The sequence below is a fragment of the Pseudalgibacter alginicilyticus genome (assembly GCF_001310225.1).
In the GTDB taxonomy this organism is placed as follows: Bacteria; Bacteroidota; Bacteroidia; order Flavobacteriales; family Flavobacteriaceae; genus Pseudalgibacter; species Pseudalgibacter alginicilyticus.
This window is the reverse complement of the sequence record NZ_CP012898.1, coordinates 626283-647941: the sequence shown is the minus strand read 5'-3', so window position 1 is coordinate 647941 and position 21659 is coordinate 626283. Positions and strand designations below refer to the sequence as shown.

Here is a 21659-nt window from a genome sequence, read left to right as displayed (position 1 = left end):
TTACTTACTGGCAACATCGTTAAGTAAAAGCTGTACAACATTCTTTAATCTTACATGATTTGTTGTTGGTAAAAAAGTAATACTAGGTTGTATTAAAGTAACTTCATCTAAAAAGACCATCATAATTCTTTTTTCTGAAATTGAGACAGTATCAACTGTATTAAAAGAAATAATTTTAAATAGTAATTGTTTTAAAAAAGGGGAAATGCCAAATGAAAAAGTAGTTTTTGGCAATCCATCTGTAAAAGAAGGATCTATGAAGACACTATATAATTTGACATTTTTTTGAAAAGAAACTTGATGTTCTACTCCTCCTGGAATCCAAAGTCCTTGTAATGGATTCACTACCCAAATTTGGTTATTAACTACTACTTTCATTACACCAGTAGTAGCATAAAGAAGTTGTGCTCTTGGATGTGAATGTGATATACAAATAGAATTGGTTACCATCTCCGAATATCCTATTACTGGCAAATCTGAATTAATTTGGAATCCAAAATCAACTAATCGATATGTCTGATACTCGCTATTCATTGTCCAAATATACCAATTCAGGTAGTATATTTATTAGAATCTTTGTGAAAAATAATTCAGCTATTATTTTAAAAAAAATAAACATAAAACAACAATATAAAAAAAACGAAATCTAAATGAAAACCGAAAATTTATTAAAGCAAATTGATTTTATAAAAGAAATTGATAAAATAAAATATATTCAAAGACGGACAAAATTATTTAATAGCGACAGACGCGAAAATGATGCAGAACATAGTTGGCATTTAGCGATGATGACAATTGTTTTAAGCGAACATTCAGATTGTGAAATTGACTTATTGAAAGTAATAAAAATGGTCTTAATTCACGACATTGTTGAAATTGATGCTGGCGATACTTTTTTGTACGACCAAAATAAAAATCACGATAACACCATAGAAGAAATGAAATGTGCGGAACGCATTTTTGGAATGTTACCAAAAAAACAAGCAGAGGAATTTATCCAAATTTGGACTGAATTTGAAGATGGTAATTCTAACGAGGCGAAATTCGCAAAATCAATGGACAGACTTGAACCTTTATTACAGAACACTTCAAACGATGGAGGAACGTGGAAAGAATTTGGAGTGAAATATCAAACTGTGTATGAAAAGAAAAAAGTAATTGAAAATGGCTCGAAAAAGTTATGGAACTATGCCGAAAAACTAATCGATGAAAGTGTTGAAAAAGGCATATTAGAGAAATAATACTGTTGCCAACAACGTATAAAATTAATTGCTTGCTTCTAGCCTACTTACGAAAGTCCTCGCGGACTTTCTATCTGTGATTTATTTGCTAAATTTAGTACTTAAACCACGCAACTAATCTTATACAAAACCGATAAATTCGGAAGAAAATATGTTATTTGGATTTCTATCTTAGGTGCGGCTCCTTTTACACTTTTACTACCCTATGTGTCGTTATTTTTGGTTGGAATTTTATCCATTGTAATAGGATTGATTATCTCCTCTGCTTTTTCAGCAATTTTAGTTTATGCAACTGAATTACTTCCAGGAAAAGTAGACCTAGTCGCAGGACTGTTCTTTGGATTTGCTTTTGGAATGGGTGGTTTGGGTTCTGCTATTTTAGGAAAACTTGCTGATGAAACTAGTATTGTATATATATTTAAAGTTTGTGCCTTTTTACCATTAATTGGGATTCTAACAAGCTTTTTACCCAATATAGAAAGCAAAAAAGCATAGTTTGATTAACGCAAATTTTATTTTGAAATATAACACGAAAATGATTTAGAAGAAAGATGAAACATATAGCTATATATTGCTCCAATACAATTGATAAAAAACAACTAATACAACAAATTGAAAAAAATTTTCTTTCCCCATTCATTTGTAAACTTACTGAATTACAAGGAGAAGTTTATTCATCAATTACAATTGATAAGTTTATTAATGAAGCATATAAACACGATAAGATTTTTATTTCAACTGATTCAGATACAACTTTTGAAGAAATGTCGAGCGGTCAACAACGCATAGCATTGGCAAAATTTATTTTTAAGCAAAACCCTGACTATGTTATTATAGATGATATTTGTAGTAATGTTGATAAACAAACACTTTCAATGGTATATAAATTGTTTGAAGAATATTTAAATACTTGTTTATACATTCAAATATTTAGTAGAATAAACGATATCTTACCTTATGTATCACAGGTTATTGAAATAGATAATGTTATGGGTATTAGTAACGTATTTACTCAACATGAGTTTCTGTTAAAGCATACATTAACGGATGTTTCAAAAAAAAATGAATATACTGTTTCTCATTTACTTTCTGAAGTCCCCTATTTTGATCCACTTGTAACAATGCAAAATGTTACAGTTGCATATAGAACAAAACCTGTTTTACATAAGGTTAAGTGGACAATAAAAGCGGGGGAATTTTGGGAATTACGCGGTCCAATTGGTTCTGGAAAAAGCACATTACTTTCGATGATTATTGGTGATAATCCAAAAGCATATGGACAAGACATGCATTTATTCGGTCGTAAAAAAGAGAGTGGTGAGTCGGTATGGGAAATAAAAAAACACATTGGATATTTTTATCCTAAAATGATGCAATTATTTAATAGAGAAACTTCTATAGAAAATATGATTATTTCAGGCTTTTATGATTCAATTGGATTGTATATAAAACCTCTAGATTGGCAACGTAAGGTTGCCAAAGAATGGATGGAAAATTTAGGTATTGATTATAACAAGAAAAATTTTCATGAACTTTCCCCTGGGCAACAAAGAATTATTCTCATCATTAGAGCGATTGTTAAACAACCTCCTTTAATAATACTCGACGAACCTACAGTTGGTTTAGATGATTATAATATAAGTCTGTTTGTATCCATAATAAATGCAATTGCACAAACTAAAAAAATTGCAATAATATTTGTTTCGCATCGCAAAGAAGTTGGTTTACAAGCTGATTATTTATTTGAATTACAACCAACCGAATATGGATCAATTTCAAAAATAACTAAGCTTTTAACTTAATTGATTCAAGTTGCTAGTTAGAGTATTAAAAAAAGCAAAGATTAAGTAAATATGTTTTGCTGCCCCATAAACAAAACCGATACTTTGCAAAGACAAAATTATTTCAATTTTTTATTTAATCGATGATATTTTACAAGGAGTTGATCCTAAAGACGATATTAAATTGCAAGTTATTTATTATGAGATTATTACTGTTGTAATTGTTTCGTCTACAAGTTTCTATGGGAGGGTATCTTAATTCTGACATTCAATTTGTTAAGCAGTATGGATTGGAGTTCTGCCTTTGCATTTTTTAAAAACTCGTAAGTCATTTTATCTGCTTTACAGTTGATAAACTTAACTCCTTTCATTTTTCTACCTTTATAAAAAGTATTGGTTAATACTGCATTTTGAAATGTTACTTTCTTGAATCTGCAATTATCAAAAGAACAGTTGTCAATATTTCCTTCAAAAACAATGTTTTCAAAATACATTTTAATAAAAGAGGTTTGATTCCAATCAGTTTTTATCACTTCTATATTTATAAAAGTTCCTGAAATAAACTTTACCTTAGATAAATTGACATTTGAAAAATTACAGTTTTTGATGTGGTTTTGTGAAAATTCAGCCCCTTGTAACACACAATTTTGAAACTCATTATTTATCAGTTGTTACAAACTCTTTGTAAAACATTTACACTGTGAAAGAGAAATTTCGAATGTATTAATTATTTGTATAAAGGTTTTTAATTAATTAACATTTAACTATTTCACACATTTCAATCCTTACTTTTCAAAATATAATTTGATGGTGTTTTACCTAAATATTTTTTAAACATATAAATAAATGAGCTCGAGCTTTCGTAGCCTAAATCAAAGGCTATTTCTTTTACCGATTGTTGCTCACCTAATCTTTTTATTGCTTCTAAAAGTTTTAAACGAATTCTCCAATCACTAAAATTCATACCCAATTCTTTGATGAATAAACGAGATAAATTTCGACTACTCATACATGAAATTTCAGCATAGTATTCTATCGTTTGCTTACTGGCAACATCGTTAAGTAAAAGCTGTACAACATTCTTTAATCTTACATGATTTGTTGTTGGTAAAAAAGTAATACTAGGTTGTATTAAAGTAACTTCATCTAAAAAGACCATCATAATTCTTTTTTCTGAAATTGAGACAGTATCAACTGTATTAAAAGAAATAATTTTAAATAGTAATTGTTTTAAAAAAGAGGAAATGTCAAATGAAAAAGTAGTTTTTGGTAATCCATCTGTAAAAGAAGGATCTATGAAGACACTATATAATTTGACATTTTTTTGAAAAGAAACTTGATGTTCTACTCCTCCTGGAATCCAAAGTCCTTGTAATGGATTCACTACCCAAATTTGGTTATTAACTACTACGTTCATTACACCAGTAGTAGCATAAAGAAGTTGTGCTCTTGGATGTGAATGTGATATACAAATAGAATTGGTTACCATTTCCGAATATCCTATTACAGGAAAATCTGAATTAATTTGGAATCCAAAATCAACTAATCGATATGTCTGATACTCGCTATTCATTGTCCAAATATACCAATTCAGGCAGTATATTTATTAAAATCTTTGTGAAAAATAATTCAGCTATTATTTTAAAAAAAAATAAACCTAAAACAACCATTTATGAAAAGCATTAATACAAATACAGAAATAGCTCAAAAAACAATATATTCCATACTTTTTACAATTAGTTTTTCTCATTTTATAAATGACTTATTACAAGCTGTAATTCCTTCTGTTTATCCATTATTCAAAGAAAAATTTGATCTTAATTTTACTCAAATCGGAATGATTACTTTAATTTATCAAGTCACCGCATCTATTTTACAACCGTTTGTGGGCATGTATACTGATAAAAAATCCAAACCCTATTCCTTGATATTTGGAATGAGTTTTACCTTATCAGGATTGTTTTTTGCTTCTATTGCATCTAATTTTTATTATTTATTAGCCGCAGTGGCTTTAATAGGTATTGGTTCTTCAATTTTTCATCCTGAATCCTCAAGAGTAGCCCATTTAGCTTCTGGTGGAAAAAAGGGGTTAGCACAGTCAATTTTTCAGTTGGGAGGAAATGCTGGGAGTGCAGTTGGTCCATTATTAGCGGCTTTAATTGTAATTCCTTTTGGGCAATTACACATTATTTGGTTTTGCCTTATTGCATTAATAGGTGTTTTTGTTTTATATAAAGTAGCTATTTGGTATAGCATTCAGTTGGAATTAAAACAGCAAAATAGAATAGCTTCCGAAAAAATATCAACGCATCATTTATCAAAAAATAGAATAATATTCTCTTTGATAATTTTACTACTTTTAATATTTTCTAAATATTTTTATTTGACCAGTATCACAAGTTATTATACATTTTTCTTAATAGAAAAATTCAATGTATCCATACAGGAATCACAAATTTATTTGTTTGCTTTTCTAGGTGCGGTAGCTGTAGGAACCTTAATAGGTGGTCCATTAGGTGATAAATTCGGAAGAAAATATGTTATTTGGATTTCTATCTTAGGTGCGGCTCCTTTTACACTTTTACTACCCTATGTGTCGTTATTTTGGGTTGGAATTTTATCCATTGTAATAGGATTGATTATCTCCTCTGCTTTTTCGGCAATATTAGTTTATGCAACTGAATTACTTCCAGGAAAAGTAGGTTTAGTAGCAGGACTGTTCTTTGGATTTGCTTTTGGAATGGGTGGTTTGGGTTCTGCTATTTTAGGAAAACTTGCTGATGAAACTAGTATTGTATATATATTTAAAGTTTGTGCCTTTTTACCATTAATTGGGATTCTAACAAGCTTTTTACCTAATATAGAAAGTAAAAAAGTATAGTTTGATTAACGCAAATTTTATAATTGCTTGAATTAGAAATTATAAAATTTGTTTTCTTATTTAAAGTAATTTTATTTTGAAATATAACACGAAAATGATTTAGAAGAAAGATGAAACATATAGCTATATATTGCTCCAATACAATTGATAAAAAACAACTAATACAACAAATTGAAAAAAATTTTCTTTCCCCATTCATTTGTAAACTTACTGAATTACAAGGAGAAGTTTATTCATCAATTACAATTGATAAGTTTATTAATGAAGCATATAAACACGATAAGATTTTTATTACCTCCTACCTTGCAATTATAAACATCAATATTGAACAAAAAAACTTATAATATTGGTATTCAATTAACTAATATGAAACTAAGGAGAGACTAATTAGAACGGTTAGTGGTTATGTAAGCCTTCCCAATTTAGAACTGTTAGTAAATCCAAATATACAATTTTTCCGTTTTAAAATAGATTGGCTTTATTTTCATACTACTGTTTTAAAGCCAATCTATTTTAATATTTGTCTGATACTCGCTATTCATTGTCCAAATATAGTAATTATGACTTAGTGATAAGTTTAGAACTTTGGAGAAAATTAAAATAATAGATTTATGGACACTAAAAAACATAATGAAAACATTGTAGAACAATTTTCAAAACAAGCAAGCGGTTATAGTGCGATAACTTCACATAGCGATGCTTTAGAAAAATTAATTTCAATAACGTCTGCTTCTAAAAAAGATAAAGTTTTAGATATTGCTTGTGGATCAGGTATTGTCTCGTGCGAATTTGCCAAACACACCAATCATGTAACAGGTATTGATATGACTCAAGGAATGCTTGATGAAGCTAAAAAATTACAAACAAAATTTAATCTTAAAAACCTTACTTGGCAAATAGGAGATGTAGAGAATTTACCTTATGAAGATAATAGTTTTTCAATAGTAGTTTCTAGATTTGGTTTTCATCATTTTTTAAATCCACTTAAAGTTTTGTCTGAAATGAAAAGAGTCTGTAAACCCGATGGAGTAGTTATAGTTGTTGATGTTTCTTTACCAGACACTAAAATAAAAAAATACAATGAAATGGAGAGAAATAGAGATTGTTCTCATGTTGCTGCACTTTCATTAACTGAATTTTATCGTCTTTTTGAAAAAGTAGGTTTCAAAAATGTTAATACTGATTTTTATTCAATGAAAATTGGACTTAATGAGCAGCTTGAAGCATCTTTTCCGAGTAATCCAATAGCTTTAAAAGATATGATTGTTGCAGATGTTGGAGTAGATGATTTAGGAATAAATGTCACAGAAATTAATAGTGAGTATTTTCTACATTATCCGATTCAAATATTTTTTGCAAAAAATAATTAAGAGGTTTTTTATATATTATTACGACAAAATTATGAAAAAACAAAAATGATTGACTTTCAAAAAGACTATATTTTAGAGAACGACAAAGTGCTTTTAAGACCATTGGTTGAAAATGACTTTGATCAACTTTTACGATATTCTTTAAACGAATTGGATATTTGGGATTTCAATGCTTTTGGTGCAAACGGAGAAGATAATTTAAGGCAATACATCAAAACTGCTATTGAAAACAGAAAAAAACAAACCGATTATGTATTTGTCGTGATAGACAAATTGCAAAATAAAATGGTAGGTAGCACCAGATTTTATTTAATAAACCAGGTCACCAAAACATTGGAATTAGGCTACACTTGGTATGGAAAAGATCATCAAGGAACTTACATTAACAAAAATTCAAAATATTTATTGCTCGAATTTGCTTTAGAGCAATTAGGATACGAACGCGTAGCATTTAAAGCCAATATTGCTAATAAAAGAAGCATTAATGCTATGAAAAGCATTGGTTGTGTCGAAGAAGGAGTTTTGAGGAATTTTAGTTTTGACGCAAAAGGAAACCGAATTGACCTTATCGTATTGAGTATTTTGAAGGACGAATGGATTAATAATGTGAAATCCAATCTTCAAGAAAAAATAAACAGAAAATAAATTTTAAAAGAATTATGAACAGGATTTTAATTACTGGAGGAACTGGACATCTTGGGAGAAAAGTTGCTAAGACCCTTATATCGCAAAATTATAAAGTAGGAGTTTTATCAACTAAAACCTTCACGCCTACTAAAGAAGACAACATTACGTATTACATGGGTAACTTAGCCGAAAATACTGGACTGAAAAAAGCGACTAATAATGTTGATGTTGTCATACATTGTGCCAGTAACCCTAGGGACTTTCAACTGGTAGATGTTGAGGGTACAAAAAATTTATTAAAAGCAATTGGTAGTCGTGCTATAAAACACTTTGTTTATATTTCTATTGTCGGGGTTGATAAGAGCGACTATCCTTATTATCAGGCAAAACTTGAGGTGGAAAACTTAGTGTCAAATAGTGGATTTCCTTATACAATTGTAAGGACTACACAATTCCACAGTTTTGTAGTTAATTTGATACAAAATTTTATCAATGAAACGACTGACGATAAGTCTATTTTGAAAATCCCAAAAGAGTTAAAATTTCAATCCATTGGTACGCAAGAGGTTGCTGAATTATTAGCAAGAATATCTTTAGAATCGCCAAAAGGTTTACTTCCAGATTTTGGAGGACCTAAAATACTTTCTTTTGAAAAAATGACTGATAGTTATTTAAAAGAATTCCACCCTAGCTGGGAAATACAAACGGAAATGACTAATGATATTCGGCATCAACTGTTTCGAACAGGCGTGAATCTTTCTCCAAATAATACTTTCGGGAAAGAAGATTGGAACACATTTATAAAAACAATCAACTACAAGTAGAAATGCCTCTCGCTTATATGTATAAAAAAAGTAGGGTAGGTAGTGTGTTTGAACAAAGGCTTGTGCGTGTATGAGAGGTCGCCATATTTTTAATTTGTATTTTTGAAAACAAGAAAATTAAAAATATGACTTCTTGCTAAACTGAAAATTTATCGCTTATTTACAGCCCTACTTTTAATCGTTGTACGTCGGCAAAGAGATAATTATTGATAACGCTCACTTTGCTTAAAAGAATTATAATTAATATCTACAAAGAAGTTAAAAAAATAATATTTAGTTCTTATGAAATTAGTTTGTATTGCAGGAAACTACGGAAATGGAAAAACTACTGCAATTGAAATTAAGGCATGATACCTGACAAATTCAGGGATTGTTCTTTCCAGTTCTTTACCTTTTCGATGTATTGGTTACTTTCTTGACCTAAGATTGTTTTTAATTTATTTAAATTACAATTTGTGACCAATAGGAGACAATTGTTAAATTTTAATTTTATATTAAATTTTGATGTAAATCATTGATTGCATCTACAATTGAAATACCATACCCTTTTAATATTTCAAAGCCTTGGTTATCAACTAAAGTTACCACATATTCATTTTTAATGTATTCAAACTTCAGATTTTTTAATTCTGAGAGGTTTATTTTTTCGTCTATCATAGTTGTTTATGTGATAATAATGTAACCTCCTTCAGATCTGCCTTTGCATTTTTTAAAAACTCGTAAGTCATTTTATCTGCTTTACAGTTGATAAACTTAACTCCTTTCATTTTTCTACCTTTATAAAAAGTATTGGTTAATACTGCATTTTGAAATGTTACTTTCTTAAATCTGCAATTATCAAAAGAACAGTTGTCGATATTTCCTTCAAAAACAATGTTTTCAAAATACATTTTAATAAAAGAGGTTTGATTCCAAACAGTTTTTATCACTTCTATATTTATAAAAGTTCCTGAAATAAGCTTTATCTTAGATAAATTGGCATTTGAAAAATTACAGTTTTTGATGTGGTTTTGTGAAAATTCAGACCCTTGTAACACACAATTTTGAAACTCATTATTTATCAGTTGAGAGTTTTGTATTTGACTGCTTTTTATTTCAGAATCTGTAAAATCACATCCATCAATATTGTTACCTCTTAATAGAAGACCTGATAATTCAGAACCGATAAATTTACAGCGTTTCATATTAGAGTTACTGAATTTATCTTTAAGGTTCTTCAAATCTGAAAAATCTGCATCTACCCAATTTCCACTGGACATATCCCAGTTTGAACTATAGTCGTTATTGGAATGAATACCTGAATCATTTGAAAGTAGCTTATTTGAATTTTGCTGTAGGTCGACTTTATGTGAGCTACTATTACTTTCATTAGAAAAATAGTTAAGATCTACATCAAAGACTTTAGCTAATTTATCCAACATTATAATATCAGGCATTGATTCACCACGTTCCCACTTCCCAATAGCTTGAGGGCTAATGGCTATTATATTCGCTAGTTTTGCCTGTGATAAATTAATGTTTTTTCGTGCCTCTAAAATTTTCAGACCTAAATGTTTTGAGTTATTCATAATAAAAGGATGTAAATTTATTTAATGTTCTTGTTTAATGTTTGAATTGCATTTCCTATCGTTTTGTAATCTTTTGAGAGAATCTTTTCGAGATTGCTCTCTACCTGTTTAAATACTTTCAAATTTTCATTTTTTTTCAACAAAGGATTGAGACTGTCTCGCATGGCCTTAAATTCATGAGCTTCTCCGCCACGACTTTCGCCTGATGCAAAGACATACCATACAGGTATGTTAATATCTAGTAGGGTTTGTTCTAATTTAGCGGAAATTTCATTTATTTCGATATTGATTTCCGCATGTTGTTTAGCACTCATTTTTGCAGCTAAACCAAATGGAGCAATTACAGGGAGAATCCATTTTAAGCGATTAAATAATTTATAAATACGCTTTTGAGATTCTTCACCCGTAAGCCCATAAGGTACAGCACTATCTATTGCTATTATTCCACGGGGTACTCCAGGATTTTTGTTCACCCAATGCGTAGCTAAAATGGCTCCATATGACCAACCCACCAATATTGGGTTTTTGATTTGTCTTGCCTTGATAATTGCTGTCAGGTCACGCAAGCAAGCATCAAAGGAGTAATCCTTTGATTTCTTTGATTTACCACGGGCACGTTCATCATACAAAATGTGACGATAGTCTGAGCCAAGTTCTTGAATAACACGGTCCCAGTGTTTGAGGTTGGCATATGAGCCATTTAAGTAAATAATAACAGGGCCTAAACCTCCTGAATCTTGAAGATAAAGTTGAGTGTCTTCCACAGATATAAAGCCCTTCCAAGGTTTTATATACTTTTTACTTGATTGAATTTTTAATGAGTTCATCTTATTACAATTTTGTTTATGCAAAAGTAGATTGTGCTGCCCAGTAATAAGAAATTTAATTGACTACGATTAGTTGTAAAAGTTCTCTTTTTAGTTGGATTCAACAACTAGTGGTTGTTTTCCGAACAATTGGTATGAATCTCGCTCCAATATGCTTTCACTTAGATTCTCTGTACATCATTTAAAAGTTCCTCTTAATGGATGGCTATGGTTGTTTTTGACTCGTTTCCAATAACTCGAATTTGAACGGTTACACGTTTCCCCGATAGGCAAGTTTCCAATTCAAGCGAATGTGTGAATTTGCTTTAAAAACAAGACCTGTGAGGTGGTTGTAATTATTATAATTTTTACTTTTGATTTCTATCTTAATCAGTTTTAACGAAAACCTTAATGCATTAATACGGTTTTCTAAAAGTGTATATTGAGCTGAGTTTGGTTTTAATTTTACAACTGATTTTTCACATTAATTGAGTAAAGGTGTTATTACGATTTAAGCTTCTTTCAACTCCAACTTTTCACGATTTTCCATTTCAATCACTTACATTTATTTTTTTAACGACACTTCTATGGAGATAAAAAAGTTTACTTGACTTCATTGATTACTTTCATAAAGTAAATAAAGTCCTATAAACTTTTGCTTTCAAATTTTGAGAAATCTCCAATTATGAATAAAGTCATATAATGTTAATTGAATTTACACAATTCGTTTTTAAATTCTTATATTTTTTATGTAAACACATTACTTACAGCTAAATTTTAATTGATTAGAAGTGACAACAATGAACCTTCAACTATTAGTGGTTTACTTTTAATTTGTAAATTCAGTTTTCATTAGAAGTATCTTCTTTAATTAAACGAATTGTTTTTGCAGGATTTCCACCTACAATTGTATTCGGAAAAACATTTTTAGTAACTACAGAACCTGCACCTATTACAGAATTTTCACCAATTTTAATTCCCCCAACAATTGTTGCCCCAGCACCAATCCAAACATTTCTTTCAATTACAATAGGCTTACCAATTGTAATTTTACGACGCTGTGAAGGTGCAATGGGATGTCCAGAAGTAATAATACTCACATTTGGACCTATCATCACATTATCGCCTATTTCGAGACCACCAAGGTCATATAAGGTGCAGTTCTGATTTATGAAAACGTTCCTGCCTACATTTATTTCTACTCCACCAGAAGTGTAAAATGGTGGAATAAGTAAAAAACTTTCGTCCACCTTTTTTCGTGTAAGTTGACTGAATAGAGCTCGAACTTTATCAGCATCTTTAAATGTTAAACGATTAATTGTGGCTGTAATTTCCATTGCACGCTTAGTATTTTCAACCATAGCAGTAGATTCTGGTGTCTGTGCGTAAATTATTTTATTGCAGTTATCATTTTTTTTCATCCTAAAGTATTATATCTGTGTTTTATTTTTATGGTTTCTTCAATGTATTATTATTTTTTATCGTTCTCCTGTAGCTCCAATTAGAAGGTTTTTAATAATTTAATCATTTAACCCTTTTGTAGCTTACTTTATCAGTTGATGTTTTTGAATTTCCTTTGATCCAATCCAAAATATACGACTGCCGGGGGTCAGGTTGTCCAATGGTTTGAAGTATCTCTATTGTTGTAGAAAAGACTTTCGTTTTGGTGTTTAATATTTTCGTGTTCCAAAGAACTCTGCTTGTAAAGTAAAAGTCTCTCCGTTATCGGTACTAATTTCTCCTTTCCAATGAAATGACTTATTGGTTATGTTCTGAAATGTCCACCGCATTATATTTCCATCTTCATCGGTTCCTTCCTGTACAATATTACCTTTGTCTTTCCAACCATAAAGTTTACTTACTGTACTACTCACGGGATTGAACCAATAAACAGACCATTTTTTTGATTTTGCGTCAAAATAACGTATGCTTGAACCATAACGAATTCTTGGCTGTTTTAGGTTTGGCGTTCTTAATGAACGTTTCGGGGCAATCCAAACATCTTGCACAGCCCGCCCTTCAAGAACATAGGCAAAATGCCATTCACCTTGTGATTTTAATATTTCATTGTTTTCTAAATAATCAACAGCTTCTACATTCCAACTTCCTATAAGCCAATCGTAAATATTATTTCCAGCAATTTCGTCACTTGCGTTATCTGAAATCAGTGAAGAAGCAAATCCTTCCTTCTGTCTTGCAGTAGCTTCATGCTCTGAAAACACTCTATGCCAAATACCTGGGTAATCCAAAACAAATCCTTGACTGTCAACTTTTAAGTTTGCAGTAAATCCGGAAGCAAGATTTTCATACTTGTAAACTCCATTACCTAAATTGGTATATCGCTGTTTGGCAGGCGAAAAATTTTGGGTAGGTAATTCAAAGTAAACGACTTCTATTTCTTTTGATTCTCCAACTGCTAGACCCAGCCTATTGATTGGTAATGTGTTGGTAAAAGGGGTCAAGGCAATATCAATGTCTATACAGTTATCCAATTGTTCGAGGATTTTGCCTTTTTCATTGACCCAATGATTGTCTTTATTTTTTGTGAGTGAGATGTTAAACGTACTGTCTGATTGAAAATTGATGTTTACAGACTTAATTTCCCATTTTTTATTAATGTCAAGTTGATAATTTACATTCAATAATTTCCCCAATCCTTGACCTGTGATGTGTCCCTTAACTTCAATCGAGTCTTTAAAAATAATGGTGGTAAATTCGGTTGTGTTTACATAAGTGCTTTTCCACACTATTATTTTGTCTTGTGCTTGCATATTTGAAAAATGTAATGTCAAAATTAATATTAGAATCTTTCTATTTTATGATAGTTATTGGTTGAGAGTTCGTTGTTTTCAGTTTTGGCTTTATTCGTTTTATCTTTTTGAACGTACAGCTTTTACTTTTTTCAAATTCTTATCAGCCGGTCATCAAAGAAATTCAGAATTGGGCCATAAATAATTTGCAAATGACACTATCTCAATAGTTCAGTGCCAATTTTCTTCATTATCTCAGTCCAATATGCTTTCATTTCATTTCGCTGTTCGGTATTCAATAATTTCTCTTGATGGATGGCTATGGTTGCCTTAGTCTGATTTCCAATTACTCTAATTTGAATTGTTGACATATTTTCCCAATTTTTCGGTTTCCAATTCAAACGAATATGTGAATTTGTTTTAAAAACACGGACAAGACCTGTTATGTCATTTTCAGTTTCGAATTCTTTTTTAATTTCAAGTTCATTTTTCAAATTGCCTAACCAAATCCTTAGTCCATTTTCGGAAAATAAAAAGTCCCAAACTTTCTCACTCGAAACAGAAAAGGTTTTTCTTATTCCAAATTGAAATCCTACATCTTTGGTTTTTCCGACTTGATTTTCCATTTTCTTATTTTTCAGGTTTAAATGCGATAGCATCAATTTCAAGTAAAAATTCGGGATTTATTAGTCCTGCAACATACAAAACTGTAATAATCGGTGGGTTTGGGTTTTGTCCTAAAAATTTCTGTGAAACTTGAAATGCACCATAAGCATTCTGCCCTTGAACAATGTGAATGTTTAATTTCACTAAACTCTCAAAATTTACTCCACAAGATTTAAGAGCAATTTCAAGGTTTTTCATTACTTGCTCAGTTTGCTTTAAAATATCATTTTTCCCTACAATTTCTCCGTTTCCATTTACTGCATTTTGTCCACCTATATAAATTGTCTTTCCGTTTCCTTCAGTCGTTATGATTTGAGAAAACGCAGAATTTTTTATTAGTCCTTCCGGATTTATATGTTCCATTCTATTCATCATTGTTCGTTATTTATTTTTTTCGTTTGTAATATACCTGTACCAATCCCGTATCAAATGTTTTGGCACTTATAAATTCCAATAGTTGCTCTGGTCTATCTTCTTTAAATAATCTTGTACCATTACCTACAAGAATAGGTACAATGGAAATAGTAAGTTCATCAATGAGGTCATTTTTAAGTAGTTCATTAACCACTACAGCACCACCATCACAATAAATGTCTTTACCCGCTTCGCTTTTAAGTTGTGTTACTAAGTCTTTTATATTACCTGTATAAAATTTAATTCTACCGTTGTCTGGACGTTCCGTTCTTGTAATTACATACACATCTCGTTTCCCATTATCGTAGTGAGAAGCACCAATCTCTTTTACAACATAATCATAGGTTTTACGACCAATAATAATCGTATCTATGGATGAAGTAAATGCATCATAACCATAATCTTCTCCTTCTTTTTCAACTAACTTTAAAAAACTAAGGTCATCATTTGGTTGCGCTATAAATCCGTCTAAACTGGTTGCTATAAATAGTTTTATTTTTCTCATTTGGTGTGAAATTTTAATTTTCTACAAAAATAGAAAGTTGACTAGTGTTTTTCTTTGGAAAAATGCGACATTTTAAAGTTCGGAGGGTAAATATAACAATTACTTGGATTTGGTAATTATTTTTTCGGAGTAAAAATGATCAAAATAATTAAACGGATTTTCTATATTTTATCAAGGTTAAATGATTTATATTTTTCCAATTCACGGTGTCTTTAGTCAATTCCTTTTGAGAGGATCTTTATAGAAATTTGTAAAAAGTTGCAGGTTTAAGGCACATACCTTAAACGTACATCAGTGTCAATAAAGCTGTCTATTAAAGAAGTTATTGCAACAACTACCTAAGTTTCCCAAACTCCATTAAAGTCGAGCCGTTGTCAGTCAAGCAAGTATCTCACAGATTTATTACTATACCAGCACAACCATCTGGAAAAACCTATGCCCATTGTCTTTCTAGTTCGTACCCTCTCAGTTCCTAATAGAAATGAATAAAAGGTTCTAATTCTTTGTATGGTTTTACTTTATTGTACTTCATTGGTTTCTACAGTGTCGTTCGTTATATTGTTAGCCTTAGCCACAGATTTTTACTATTCAGTTTTCAGATGTTGCTTGAAGTATACAAAATGGTATTCAACGGATTTCGCCCAATATTCAGTATTGTGTTCTCCGGGTTGAATTGAAAATCTTATCGGTAATTTTTTAGACAAAGCCAATTCCTTAATTTGTATGGTGTTTGAGAGTAAAGGGTCATCTAAACCACAATCAATAAAAAAACCTTTATTAAATTCCTTTTGGTTTTTTAACAAAGATGAAATGCTAAACTTTTGCCAATCATTTTCTTTCGGGTTTCCCAATGTCATTTCCATATCGTTTGTCATTCTTTTGCTTTCAAAGAATTTTAAGCTGACTTTTTTTAAGTTTTCGTAATCAAATTCAAGAGCTCCACTTGTAGAAGCAGCAGTATTGAAAAATTCAGAATGCTTTATGAATAAACTCAAAGCTCCATAGCCTCCCATGCTCAAACCAGTTATAAAAATATTCTTGTTGTCAATATTGTATTTTTCCTCAATGTTAGGAACAAGTTCTTGGAAAAAGAAATCTTCGTATTGAAAGGTTTTTAAATTTGGACTATTCAAATAATAGTTGACGAAACCTTCTGGACAGACTAAAATCATTTGATAATCCGTTGCTAATTTTTCCAAATTGGTTGTTTTACTCCATTGTTCATAATTTTCACTATAACCGTGAAGCATAAAAACCAAAGGATAGCTTTTTGAAGATTGATAGTTTGTTGGTTTTTGTACAGAAACTGAAACTGTTCTTTCCAATTTATCTGATTTTATGCTAAAAACTTTTTGAGCAAAAAGTGATTGTGTCAAAACCATAGATATTGTAATTAAAACGATATTTTTCATTTTTTATATTTTTGTCAAAGATCTTAAAAGACTGTTTTTGAAACAATAACTAACAAAATTGTTAGTCTTTAAACTATTGATTATGAGAAAAAAACAATCGACAAATTATGTCAACGAACAGTTCCTATTTCAAGTTTGTGAGTTAAATTCGGCAATTGCAATGATAAATGGTCGATGGAAATCACAGATTGTTTATTCCATTTCTCAAGGCAACAATCGATTTCATTTGATACAGCAAGAGTTGCCTAATATTTCGGAAACTGTTTTGGCAAGACAATTAAAGGAATTGGAAACACACGCCATATTAATTAAAAAAGAAATTCCAAATACAGTACCTGTTGGAATAGAATATGTTTTGACCAATAAAGGCTTGGATTTGGTTCCTATTTTAGAAAGTCTTTGTGATTGGGGGAAATTGTACGCAGATGGCAAAAGGATTTCTGCTCACTCTATTTCTTAAGTTTCTTTTTAGACCTACGTTTTTTTAACTTATGACTAACATTCTAGTATATGGAAAATCTAAACTGGTTACTATAAATAGTTTTATTTTTCTCATTTGGTGTGAAATTTTAATTTTCTACAAAAATAGAAAGTTGACTAGTGTTTTTCTTTGGAAAAAAACGACATTTTAAAGTTCGGAGGGTAAAAACCCTGTATGACGTTTTACAGCATTGGTGAGATGAGAATGGTCATAATATCCACATTCAAAAGCAATATCTGATAATGATGTGTGTTCCTTTTGTGATGCAATTAAATTTAATGCGTATTGTAGACGAATAATGTTTGCGTATTCTTTTGGGGTTAACCCTATAAAGCTGTTAAATAACCTCTCTAATTGCCTTATTGAAATTCCATTTTGTTTTGACAATTCATCAATAGTCATTAAACCTCTTGATACCTGTATGTCATCTATGACTGAACTTAATCTTGTGGCCTTATTATTGTTTCTATCCGTAAAAAATTGATTTAAATAATCGGTGTAGTTGTTCTTAAAAAAAAGGTCTCTATCAAAAGAGAGATTTTTGTCTAATAGCACGGTGTTATTTTTTATCTCGCTGAGAGAGCAATAAGAGAAAAATGATGCAAAAGCTGATGGTTTAAGACAAATACCTATGAGGTGTGTGTGTTCATTAATATAACTTTCTTTAAAAGTAGTCATTGCTCCAACCATATAAGTTTTACCGTGTTCCATTTTCATTGTACCATTATCGGTAAAACAGTTGTCTCCATGATTCATAATTAAACCTGGGCAACCATCAGGAAAAATACGTTCCCAATGATTACTCGATGTATCTCCTCTTAACTCCCAATAGCTGTGAATTTGATTTTGGAGGTTATGACTTGGATTTATTTCTTTATACTTCATTGATAAAACTATAAGAAGTTTAATTGTTGTTTAACTTGTTTCTCCCTAATTTCTAAAGTTATTCGTTTTTTATTGCGGTATTTTGAATACACCAGTCTAATTTTACATTATGCAGAACATTTATGTATAAAAGTTGTGTGTGTGAAGATCTCCCAAAGAAAAATTAGAAGCTAGCAAACGAGCAACTAATTTTGGTTTAGCTAAACCTAGCATTTTTTTATACGTGTAACTTGTTCACTTTTTTTCAGTCGAGTGAATATTCCGAATTATCTTTTCCGATTATAAATACACTACCTGCTGGGTCCATTATCCAATGATTATCTTTTGGTATTTCTTCCAATTCATCGCAAGTTTCAATTCCGTTGGATTTCAAATATTCTGTCGCTTTTTCCACATTGGGCGTTTTCAGCTCCAACCAAGTTTCCGAATGAGTATAATTGTCTACGCAATCCAACCAAATTATATTATTTCCAAATTTAACTTCGTGAGTTTTAGAAACTGTTGGGTTCTTTATTTCTTTTTCGGTCACTTCCAATTTCAGGATTTCTCTATAAAATTTCACAGTTTCCTGATATTTAGATTTCGGAATTTTTATTGCGATATTTATTCCGCCATTAAATTTGATGTCGTTCATTGTTCAGACTTTAATTTTGTTGTTTAGTACGATGTATTTTCAGTTTGCAGCTAACGTGTTTGTATATGAAACGTAGCGTGTAAATAGACGCTAACTTTTCGGATTATGCACAAGCCAAATTTTTATTTTTTCTACTTATCTTTTAATTTCTAAATATACAAAAATAAAAATTTGGCGGACTTCGTAAATAAGCACAAACCTTTGGGAAAGCCCGAAATAGCTATGTTTTATATACGTTTGTTAGCAACTGGCTTTTTCCGATTTTTGTAATTTATAAACATTATAATCAGGCTTATTATTGTCAAAAATACAGCAATTAAATATGGTGCTCCTGGAAAATAAATGTCCGAACTTTCATTTTTTGTAAAATGTGTGAAAACCATTGTCAGTAATGGTGGTGCGATAATTGTTGCTAATCCGAGAAGACTGCTTAAACTTCCTTGCAATTCGCCTTGTTCGCTTTTTGAAACTTGAGAGGAAATTATACTTTGAAAACCTGTTCTTTGCACACTCCCAATTACATTAATTATCATTGCTGGAATTAGAAGCCATTCCACGTTTGAGAATGCTATGAGTAAATATCCTACGATTGAAAACAATAACCCAAATATGGTCATTTTGTCATCTCCCAACTTTTTGGCCAATATGCCTACAAGCCAAGATTGAACGATAATTGAAAGTAAACCTAAAAATGCTAATGAATAACCTATTAATTCTACATTCCAATCAAATTTTTCAATGGTAAAATACGCCCAAACACTTGGCATACTATGACCTGCAATTGCCATAAAGAACATTGCAACAATTAGAGTTATAATTGTTGGAAATTTGCTTAAATGTTTAAAAGACCCAAAAGGGTTGGCTCGTTTTAATTCAAATTTTCTTCTATCGGATTTGTCCAATGTATCTGGGAACATAAAATATCCAAAAACAAAATTCCCGAAACTTAAAACAGCTGCTGCAATAAAAGGTATATGTGTTCCAAATTGTCCGAGCAATCCACCGATTACTGGTCCGATTATTAAGCCCGAACTATATGCAGCATTTATATAACCAAAATTTTTCGTTCTATTTTCATCGGTGCTTATATCTGCAATTGAAGCCGCTGCAACCGAGTAACTTGCTCCGGTTATTCCTGCAATTATGCGACCGATAAAAAGCCAAATTATATTTTGTGCAAACGCAAGAAATAAATAATCAAGCGTAAAACCGAATAGCGAAATCAATAATACTGACCTTCTGCCATATCTGTCGCTCAAATTTCCTAAAACAGGTGCAAAAAAAAACTGCATCAACGCATATGCAAAAGTCAGCCAACCACCATAAGTTGCCGCAGTACTTATATCTGTGTTTACTAAATCCTCTATTAGTTGTGGTAAAACGGGATATATTATTCCTAATCCCGCAGTATCTAAAGCAGTAACGATTAAGACAAATATGATTGATTTTTTTGGGGATTTTGTCATCTAAAAGCTGAACTTATTTTTTTTTGCTCGTTGTTTGATGTGAAAACGGATTTTTTTTAGCTTGTTGCCAACAATTGAATAAAATCATTGATGCTATTCTACTTATAAGAACTAAAATAATAATTATAAATGGGATTCTTAAAAATTCTATTTGATTGATCAGTTCTTTTTTATTTCCCATTGTCTATCAATTTGTTTTCAACCTCACTTTCTATAAGTTTTAAAGCAATTTTGAGAGCCTCAATTCTATTTTTTAGTAAAGTATGTTGTGATGTTCTATCCGTAAGTTTTAGCCTGGACTTTTCACATTTATGTAGTAGTGACTCAATAACTGTTGAGGCTTGTATTAATTTGTCTTTAGGATAATTTTTCATAGCTAATTGGATGTTTTATGCTTCTCTATCATTTAAACCTTTTCCTTCTAGTATTTTAGGGATTGTTTTTTCAATTCTTGTTATTCGTGTTTTGGATTGTTTGGCTTGTGAGAAATAGAGTAAATACCCTCTTTGTCTCCCTGGGGTTAGGTTATAAAATGCGGTTTCTAATTCGGGATTGCTTTTTAATGCTTCTTCAAGTTCTTGAGGAATTTCATATTCAGAAGTCTTTTTCATTTTTACTTCCAATCCTGCTTTTTCCACCTCAATGGCTTCAAAAACATAAGCTTTGATAGCTGATTTTAAGTCAATAACTTCCTGTTTGTTTCTAAATCGAATTTGACGAGCTGACTGCACGTTTTCGGTTTGTTGAATTAAAAGGTTGTTAGCATCATTAAGTAATGCTCCTTTATGAAATAACAAGGCACAATACTCCTTAAAACCGTGAATAAGTACAATGTTTTTACCTTGAAAAGTATAACAAGGATGCATCCATTTAAAATCCTCTTCGAGACCACATTCTAAACAGATTTCTCGCAATAGAATGGTTTCTTCTTTCCAGTTCTTTATCTTTTCGATGTATTGGTCTACTTTTTCCATTTAAGAATATTTTTATTTTACAATGTGTTTAGTGCTTCATCCATTGAACTTAGAAAATTAACCTGTAATCCTTTGTTACTTTCGTATATAAAGTTTTTTAAACTGTTACTTTCATATTTTGAAAAATCTCCAATAATGGATAAAGCCATATTGTATTGAGTGAATTTCTGAAGGATGTCTCCAGCCAACTTAGTTTTTAAATCAAAAAACTCTGGTGTAATATTTTTTTGATGTAAAATCATTTTATCATATCCTTGATAATAGATGTTACCCATTAAATCCAAGGCATCTTCTGTGGTTTTAATTATAATTTCATTTGAGATAATTTCTGCGATTTTAATACCGCTTTTTGAATGTTCTTTGATTTCCATCTG

The 21659-nt window shown here is 30.7% G+C and carries 23 protein-coding genes and 4 pseudogenes; 9 read left to right on the top strand and 18 right to left on the bottom strand.

The annotated features are described in order from the left end of the window. Positions 1-534 carry an AraC family ligand binding domain-containing protein gene (locus APS56_RS02710; protein ID WP_236778452.1) on the bottom strand — a complete coding sequence of 178 codons (534 nt, stop codon included), beginning with the start codon at positions 532-534 and terminating at the stop codon, positions 1-3. A 116-nt stretch (positions 535-650) separates the two neighbouring features. Here APS56_RS02710 and APS56_RS02705 point away from each other — a divergent pair, with 116 nt between their 5' ends. The 4 genes and pseudogenes from APS56_RS02705 to APS56_RS17295 all read left to right on the top strand — a co-directional run. Beyond that, positions 651-1241, top strand: coding sequence for an HD domain-containing protein (locus tag APS56_RS02705; protein WP_054724541.1), 591 nt, complete (start codon positions 651-653; stop codon positions 1239-1241). A 132-nt stretch (positions 1242-1373) separates the two neighbouring features. Continuing rightward, positions 1374-1736: pseudogene (locus APS56_RS02700) on the top strand (MFS transporter); the annotation flags it as partial. A gap of 56 nt (positions 1737-1792) precedes the next feature. Then, positions 1793-3043: an ATP-binding cassette domain-containing protein gene (locus tag APS56_RS02695; protein ID WP_054724537.1), complete on the top strand. Its 1251-nt coding sequence runs from the start codon at positions 1793-1795 to the stop codon at positions 3041-3043. Between the two features lie 79 nt (positions 3044-3122). After that, positions 3123-3312, top strand: a pseudogene (locus APS56_RS17295) (IS982 family transposase); the annotation flags it as partial. Between the two features lie 282 nt (positions 3313-3594). On the opposite strand, the pseudogene APS56_RS17290 reads toward APS56_RS17295, so the two are convergent. Together APS56_RS17290 and APS56_RS02685 are read right to left on the bottom strand one after the other, a co-directional pair. Then, positions 3595-3663: pseudogene (locus APS56_RS17290) on the bottom strand (hypothetical protein); the annotation flags it as partial. A gap of 137 nt (positions 3664-3800) precedes the next feature. Then, positions 3801-4595: an AraC family transcriptional regulator gene (locus APS56_RS02685; protein ID WP_054724533.1), complete on the bottom strand. Its 795-nt coding sequence runs from the start codon at positions 4593-4595 to the stop codon at positions 3801-3803. Positions 4596-4694: 99 nt separating this feature from the next. Here APS56_RS02685 and APS56_RS02680 point away from each other — a divergent pair, with 99 nt between their 5' ends. The 4 genes from APS56_RS02680 to APS56_RS02660 all read left to right on the top strand — a co-directional run bounded on the left by APS56_RS02680 (position 4695) and on the right by APS56_RS02660 (position 8724). Beyond that, positions 4695-5903, top strand: a complete 1209-nt coding sequence (locus tag APS56_RS02680; RefSeq protein WP_054724530.1) for an MFS transporter — start codon at positions 4695-4697, stop codon at positions 5901-5903. A 611-nt stretch (positions 5904-6514) separates the two neighbouring features. Further along, entirely contained in the window at positions 6515-7273 is a 759-nt protein-coding gene (locus APS56_RS02670; RefSeq protein ID WP_054724527.1) for a class I SAM-dependent methyltransferase, read from the top strand. A 45-nt stretch (positions 7274-7318) separates the two neighbouring features. Beyond that, complete coding sequence (locus APS56_RS02665) at positions 7319-7918, top strand: GNAT family N-acetyltransferase (protein WP_054724525.1); 600 nt, start codon at positions 7319-7321, stop codon at positions 7916-7918. 14 nt (positions 7919-7932) lie between these two features. Then, positions 7933-8724, top strand: a complete 792-nt coding sequence (locus APS56_RS02660) for an SDR family oxidoreductase (RefSeq protein ID WP_054724523.1) — start codon at positions 7933-7935, stop codon at positions 8722-8724. Positions 8725-9213: 489 nt separating this feature from the next. Here APS56_RS02660 and APS56_RS16915 read toward each other — a convergent pair whose 3' ends face one another. The 9 genes and pseudogenes from APS56_RS16915 to APS56_RS02620 form a co-directional block, all read right to left on the bottom strand. Continuing rightward, the gene (locus tag APS56_RS16915) at positions 9214-9381 is read right to left on the bottom strand and encodes a hypothetical protein (RefSeq protein ID WP_157757595.1); all 168 of its coding nucleotides are present in this window, start codon (positions 9379-9381) and stop codon (positions 9214-9216) included. Then, positions 9378-10292, bottom strand: a complete 915-nt coding sequence (locus APS56_RS02655; protein WP_054724520.1) for a helix-turn-helix domain-containing protein — start codon at positions 10290-10292, stop codon at positions 9378-9380. The genes APS56_RS16915 and APS56_RS02655 overlap by 4 nt, the downstream gene beginning before the upstream one ends. A 17-nt stretch (positions 10293-10309) precedes the next feature. Then, on the bottom strand, positions 10310-11119 hold the full coding sequence (locus APS56_RS02650; RefSeq protein WP_082379229.1) for an alpha/beta fold hydrolase: 810 nt from the start codon (positions 11117-11119) through the stop codon (positions 10310-10312). A gap of 854 nt (positions 11120-11973) precedes the next feature. Further along, positions 11974-12126, bottom strand: a pseudogene (locus APS56_RS17285) (DapH/DapD/GlmU-related protein); the annotation flags it as partial. A 642-nt stretch (positions 12127-12768) separates the two neighbouring features. Next, positions 12769-13869 carry a putative glycolipid-binding domain-containing protein gene (locus APS56_RS02640; protein WP_054724516.1) on the bottom strand — a complete coding sequence of 367 codons (1101 nt, stop codon included), beginning with the start codon at positions 13867-13869 and terminating at the stop codon, positions 12769-12771. Between the two features lie 197 nt (positions 13870-14066). Then, positions 14067-14474 carry an SRPBCC domain-containing protein gene (locus APS56_RS02635; RefSeq protein WP_054731084.1) on the bottom strand — a complete coding sequence of 136 codons (408 nt, stop codon included), beginning with the start codon at positions 14472-14474 and terminating at the stop codon, positions 14067-14069. 4 nt (positions 14475-14478) lie between these two features. After that, entirely contained in the window at positions 14479-14889 is a 411-nt protein-coding gene (locus APS56_RS02630; protein WP_054724514.1) for a RidA family protein, read from the bottom strand. A 10-nt stretch (positions 14890-14899) separates the two neighbouring features. Beyond that, on the bottom strand, positions 14900-15433 hold the full coding sequence (locus APS56_RS02625; RefSeq protein WP_054724512.1) for a dihydrofolate reductase family protein: 534 nt from the start codon (positions 15431-15433) through the stop codon (positions 14900-14902). A 584-nt stretch (positions 15434-16017) separates the two neighbouring features. Further along, positions 16018-16845 carry an alpha/beta hydrolase gene (locus APS56_RS02620; protein ID WP_054724510.1) on the bottom strand — a complete coding sequence of 276 codons (828 nt, stop codon included), beginning with the start codon at positions 16843-16845 and terminating at the stop codon, positions 16018-16020. An 82-nt stretch (positions 16846-16927) separates the two neighbouring features. Here APS56_RS02620 and APS56_RS02615 point away from each other — a divergent pair, with 82 nt between their 5' ends. Next, a complete protein-coding gene (locus APS56_RS02615) occupies positions 16928-17305 on the top strand; it encodes a winged helix-turn-helix transcriptional regulator (protein WP_054724508.1) in 378 nt (125 codons plus the stop codon). Positions 17306-17473: 168 nt separating this feature from the next. Here the strand turns inward: APS56_RS02615 and APS56_RS02610 are convergent, their stop codons facing one another. The 6 genes from APS56_RS02610 to APS56_RS02585 all read right to left on the bottom strand — a co-directional run bounded on the left by APS56_RS02610 (position 17474) and on the right by APS56_RS02585 (position 21656). Further along, on the bottom strand, positions 17474-18211 hold the full coding sequence (locus APS56_RS02610) for a helix-turn-helix transcriptional regulator (RefSeq protein ID WP_054724506.1): 738 nt from the start codon (positions 18209-18211) through the stop codon (positions 17474-17476). A gap of 244 nt (positions 18212-18455) precedes the next feature. After that, positions 18456-18845 (bottom strand): VOC family protein, encoded by a 390-nt coding sequence (locus tag APS56_RS02605; RefSeq protein ID WP_054724504.1) that lies wholly within the window; start codon positions 18843-18845, stop codon positions 18456-18458. Positions 18846-19072: 227 nt separating this feature from the next. Beyond that, complete coding sequence (locus APS56_RS02600; protein ID WP_054724501.1) at positions 19073-20311, bottom strand: TCR/Tet family MFS transporter; 1239 nt, start codon at positions 20309-20311, stop codon at positions 19073-19075. Positions 20312-20481: 170 nt separating this feature from the next. Then, complete coding sequence (locus APS56_RS02595) at positions 20482-20685, bottom strand: hypothetical protein (protein WP_054724499.1); 204 nt, start codon at positions 20683-20685, stop codon at positions 20482-20484. 15 nt (positions 20686-20700) lie between these two features. Beyond that, complete coding sequence (locus APS56_RS02590) at positions 20701-21285, bottom strand: YdeI/OmpD-associated family protein (RefSeq protein ID WP_054724497.1); 585 nt, start codon at positions 21283-21285, stop codon at positions 20701-20703. A gap of 17 nt (positions 21286-21302) precedes the next feature. Then, on the bottom strand, positions 21303-21656 hold the full coding sequence (locus APS56_RS02585) for a DUF4180 domain-containing protein (protein WP_054724495.1): 354 nt from the start codon (positions 21654-21656) through the stop codon (positions 21303-21305). Positions 21657-21659: the final 3 nt, after the last annotated feature.

What these genes read in the sequence shown, in the direction of transcription:
- APS56_RS02610 (WP_054724506.1), bottom strand. Translation starts at nt 18,211, where the DNA reads ATGAAGTATAAAGAAATAAATCCAAGTCATAACCTCCAAAATCAAATT.
- APS56_RS02660 (WP_054724523.1), top strand. Translation starts at nt 7,933, where the DNA reads ATGAACAGGATTTTAATTACTGGAGGAACTGGACATCTTGGGAGAAAA.
- APS56_RS02585 (WP_054724495.1), bottom strand. Translation starts at nt 21,656, where the DNA reads ATGGAAATCAAAGAACATTCAAAAAGCGGTATTAAAATCGCAGAAATT.
- APS56_RS02695 (WP_054724537.1), top strand. Translation starts at nt 1,793, where the DNA reads ATGAAACATATAGCTATATATTGCTCCAATACAATTGATAAAAAACAA.
- APS56_RS02680 (WP_054724530.1), top strand. Translation starts at nt 4,695, where the DNA reads ATGAAAAGCATTAATACAAATACAGAAATAGCTCAAAAAACAATATAT.
- APS56_RS02710 (WP_236778452.1), bottom strand. Translation starts at nt 534, where the DNA reads ATGAATAGCGAGTATCAGACATATCGATTAGTTGATTTTGGATTCCAA.
- APS56_RS02650 (WP_082379229.1), bottom strand. Translation starts at nt 11,119, where the DNA reads ATGAACTCATTAAAAATTCAATCAAGTAAAAAGTATATAAAACCTTGG.
- APS56_RS02635 (WP_054731084.1), bottom strand. Translation starts at nt 14,474, where the DNA reads ATGGAAAATCAAGTCGGAAAAACCAAAGATGTAGGATTTCAATTTGGA.
- APS56_RS02595 (WP_054724499.1), bottom strand. Translation starts at nt 20,685, where the DNA reads ATGAAAAATTATCCTAAAGACAAATTAATACAAGCCTCAACAGTTATT.
- APS56_RS02685 (WP_054724533.1), bottom strand. Translation starts at nt 4,595, where the DNA reads ATGAATAGCGAGTATCAGACATATCGATTAGTTGATTTTGGATTCCAA.
- APS56_RS16915 (WP_157757595.1), bottom strand. Translation starts at nt 9,381, where the DNA reads ATGATAGACGAAAAAATAAACCTCTCAGAATTAAAAAATCTGAAGTTT.
- APS56_RS02640 (WP_054724516.1), bottom strand. Translation starts at nt 13,869, where the DNA reads ATGCAAGCACAAGACAAAATAATAGTGTGGAAAAGCACTTATGTAAAC.
- APS56_RS02615 (WP_054724508.1), top strand. Translation starts at nt 16,928, where the DNA reads ATGAGAAAAAAACAATCGACAAATTATGTCAACGAACAGTTCCTATTT.
- APS56_RS02655 (WP_054724520.1), bottom strand. Translation starts at nt 10,292, where the DNA reads ATGAATAACTCAAAACATTTAGGTCTGAAAATTTTAGAGGCACGAAAA.
- APS56_RS02625 (WP_054724512.1), bottom strand. Translation starts at nt 15,433, where the DNA reads ATGAGAAAAATAAAACTATTTATAGCAACCAGTTTAGACGGATTTATA.
- APS56_RS02620 (WP_054724510.1), bottom strand. Translation starts at nt 16,845, where the DNA reads ATGAAAAATATCGTTTTAATTACAATATCTATGGTTTTGACACAATCA.
- APS56_RS02665 (WP_054724525.1), top strand. Translation starts at nt 7,319, where the DNA reads ATGATTGACTTTCAAAAAGACTATATTTTAGAGAACGACAAAGTGCTT.
- APS56_RS02590 (WP_054724497.1), bottom strand. Translation starts at nt 21,285, where the DNA reads ATGGAAAAAGTAGACCAATACATCGAAAAGATAAAGAACTGGAAAGAA.
- APS56_RS02600 (WP_054724501.1), bottom strand. Translation starts at nt 20,311, where the DNA reads ATGACAAAATCCCCAAAAAAATCAATCATATTTGTCTTAATCGTTACT.
- APS56_RS02705 (WP_054724541.1), top strand. Translation starts at nt 651, where the DNA reads ATGAAAACCGAAAATTTATTAAAGCAAATTGATTTTATAAAAGAAATT.
- APS56_RS02630 (WP_054724514.1), bottom strand. Translation starts at nt 14,889, where the DNA reads ATGATGAATAGAATGGAACATATAAATCCGGAAGGACTAATAAAAAAT.
- APS56_RS02605 (WP_054724504.1), bottom strand. Translation starts at nt 18,845, where the DNA reads ATGAACGACATCAAATTTAATGGCGGAATAAATATCGCAATAAAAATT.
- APS56_RS02670 (WP_054724527.1), top strand. Translation starts at nt 6,515, where the DNA reads ATGGACACTAAAAAACATAATGAAAACATTGTAGAACAATTTTCAAAA.